General features: G+C 64.5%; 3 protein-coding genes. All 3 read left to right on the top strand.

Going from position 1 to position 3,063, the window contains the following annotated elements; translation table 11 throughout:
* A partial coding sequence (locus QZY06_RS02505; RefSeq protein ID WP_295679741.1) for a M3 family metallopeptidase occupies positions 1 to 1,552 on the top strand: 1,552 nt, incomplete at its 5' end.
* A 40-nt stretch (positions 1,553 to 1,592) separates the two neighbouring features.
* A complete protein-coding gene (locus QZY06_RS02500) occupies positions 1,593 to 2,462 on the top strand; it encodes a DUF2059 domain-containing protein (RefSeq protein ID WP_295679739.1) in 870 nt (289 codons plus the stop codon).
* The coding region (locus QZY06_RS02495) for an alpha/beta hydrolase (protein WP_295679737.1) at positions 2,459 to 3,063 on the top strand (605 nt) is incomplete at its 3' end. The genes QZY06_RS02500 and QZY06_RS02495, both read left to right, overlap by 4 nt.

Below are 3,063 nucleotides of genomic sequence, written 5' to 3'. Positions count from 1 at the left end.
GGTGGTCGTCGATGAGGCGGCCCAGCTCGATGGTTTTTCGGCCTCGCAGATCACTTCGGCGGCTGAAGCGGCGAAGGCGCGCGGGCTGGATGGCAAATGGCTGATCTCCCTGCAGAACACCACCTTGCAGCCCGGCCTGCAGCAGTTGAAGAACCGCGCGCTGCGGGAAAAGCTCTATCGCGCTTCGGTCGGCCGTGCCGTGAGCGGGGCGACCGACAACCGTCCGGTGGTCGCCGATATCGTCAAGCTACGCGCCGAGCGGGCGCAGTTGCTCGGCTATCCGAACCACGCCGCCTGGGTGCTTGAAGACGAGACCGCCGGCAGCACCGCGGCGGTCAACAAGATGCTCGCCGAGCTGACGCCGCCGGCAGTCGCCAATGCCAAGCGCGAAGCGGCCGACATCCAGGCGCTGATCGACACGCAGGCGAAAGCGGCTGGCCGCAAGACCTTCAAGCTTGAAGCCTGGGACTGGCCGTATTACGCAGAGCAGGTGCGCGCCCAGCGCTATGCCTTCGACGACGATGCCGTGCGGCCGTATTTCGAGATCGGCAACGTGCTTGAGAAAGGCGTGTTCTTCGCTGCCGAAAAGCTCTACGGCCTGCATTTCAAGCCGCGTACCGATCTGCCGCTGTATCACCCGGATACCAAGGTCTACGAGGTCACCGACCGCAACGGCGCGCTGCTCGGCCTGTTCATCGCTGACTACTACGCCCGTGATTCGAAGCAGGGCGGGGCCTGGATGAATAGCTATGTGACCCAATCGCAGCTGTTCGGGCTGAAGCCGGTGGTCGGCAATCATCTGAACGTGCCGAAACCCTCCGAAGGCCAGCCGACCCTGCTGAGCTTCGATGAAGTGACGACCATGTTCCACGAGTTCGGTCACGCGCTGCATGGCCTGTTTGCCAGCGCGCAGTACCCGTCGCTGTCCGGCACCTCGGTGCCGCGCGATTTCGTCGAGTACCCGTCGCAGTTCAACGAGATGTGGGCCAGTGATCCGGCGGTACTAGCGAACTACGCGCGCCACTGGCAGACCGGCGCGCCGCTCGACCCGGCGCTGGTCGACAAGCTGCTCGCCGCCGGCCGTTTCAACCAGGGTTATGAAACCACCGAGTACCTGGCTTCAGCAGTGCTCGATCAGCATTGGCACCAGCTCGCAGCCGATGCCACGCCCGATGCGAATGGCGTCGTCGCCTTCGAGCAGGCGGCGCTGAAGGAAGCGGGTCTGGCGCTGGGTCCAGTGCCGCCGCGCTATCGCTCGCCGTACTTTGCGCATGTCTTCAGCGGCGGTTATGCAGCCGGTTACTACGCCTACATCTGGAGCGATGTGCTGGCCCGTGACAGCGAAAGCTGGATGAAGACGCATGGTGGGCTGGATCGCGCCAACGGCGATTTCTTCCGCGCCAAGGTCCTGAGCCGCGGCCGCAGCACCGACGTGCTGAGCTTGTTCCGCGCGTTCTATGGCGCCGAACCTGATCCGGTACCGCTGCTCGAAAGCCGCGGTCTGGTGCCGCCACGCAAGGCCAAGCCGAAAGCTGCGCCAGTCACGCCTTGATTCACCGGAATTCGTATAACTAGAAGCTGGAGGAGACGACATGCGAAAGTTTTTGCCACGCAGGCTGCTGTCACTGTTGGCGCTGGGGCTGTCGCTGCTCGCGGTGCAGGCCATGCCGGTTGCTGCGGCCGACAAGCTGACTCCGCAAGCTGCCGAAGTGCTGGTCAGGGAATCCGGGCTGGCCGATCAACTGCCGTCGATCGCGCCATCGGTTGCCGCTGGCCTGACCCTGAATCCGGGCTTCGCCAGCAATCTCAGCGAGGACCAGCTGCAGATCGCGCTGAAAGCCTTCGCGAACGCTTACGCGCCACTGCGGCTGTCAGCCGACATCTCGACTGAACTGGCCGGCCAGCTGAAGCCTGCCGCTGCACAGGAATCATTGACCTGGTTCCAGTCCGAGCTTGGCCGCAAGATCACCGCGCTCGAAGACACGGCTTCGAAATCGGCATCGGATTCAACGGCGATGGAGCAGGCGCAGGAGCTGTATCAGCGTCTGTCGCCGCGCCGGGCCGAGCGCTACGAGCGTCTGGCCAAGGCTTCGGACGTCGCCGAATCCTCCGCCCAGTTGCTGATCGATACCTCGACCGGCACCGCTTACGGTGTGGCTTCGACGGCCGGTGCCGAGAGCCCGCCGAGCCTCGACGAGATTCGCACAGAGTACGGGCGCAACCGCGCCGAGATGACCGAAGCGCTGCGCATCCAGTTCGTCGTGCTGTTCGCCAGCGCCTATCAGTCGCTGCCGGAAACCGAGCTTGATCAGTACATCGCGTTCGTCGAATCACCATCCGGCCAGGCCTTCCACAAGGCGATGGCGGTGGCGATCGATCGCGCGATGGTCAAGGCGACCAAGGAAGCCGGCAAGCAGATCGGCGAGGCGGTGCGGGTGAAGAAAGCGCAGACGCCGGCATGATCAATCCGTCTCATGTCGTATCGGCCGATGGCACGCGCATCGGCTGGGTGCAGCGCGGGCAGGGACCCATGCTGGTTCTGGTTCACGGCGCGACCGCCGATCACACGCGCTGGGCGGGTGTCGAAGCGCAACTGGCGACGCGTTTCACGCTGCGGATGATCGATCGTCGAGGTCGTGGTCTGAGCCGCGACGAAAACTCAGGCCCGTATCGCATCGCGGCCGAAGCGGACGATGTTCGCGCCGTGGTCGCGGCGGCAGCGGAAGCACAGGCAGCGCCGGTGTTTCTGCTCGGCCATTCCTACGGTGGGCTTTGCGTGCTTGATGCGGCACGCGACAATGCCGATGTCGCCAGGCTGATGGTCTACGAGCCGGCGTTCGCGACGCCGGGTCTCGATGTCATCGGTCCGGAGGCACTGACGGAACTGAGTGCCTTGATCGCTGCCGGGCAGCGCGATACTGCGCTCGAGCAGTTCTTCGTCCGAGTCATCGGTGTGCCGGTAGAGCAGGTAGCGATGATGAAAACGCTGCCGATCTGGCAGCAGCGGCTCGATGCCGTGCATACGCTGGCCCGGGAAGGTGCGGCCGCCAACGCCTGGCAGCC

Origin of the sequence: uncultured Nevskia sp., from assembly GCF_903885465.1 — a bacterium.
GTDB lineage: Bacteria > Pseudomonadota > Gammaproteobacteria > Nevskiales > Nevskiaceae > Nevskia.
Note: the sequence above shows the minus strand (reverse complement) of the source record. Positions and strands in the feature narration are given on the sequence as shown.

Bases quoted from the DNA above. Each gene is read 5' to 3' on its own strand.
- QZY06_RS02500 (WP_295679739.1), top strand. From the start codon at position 1,593: ATGCGAAAGTTTTTGCCACGCAGGCTGCTGTCACTGTTGGCGCTGGGG.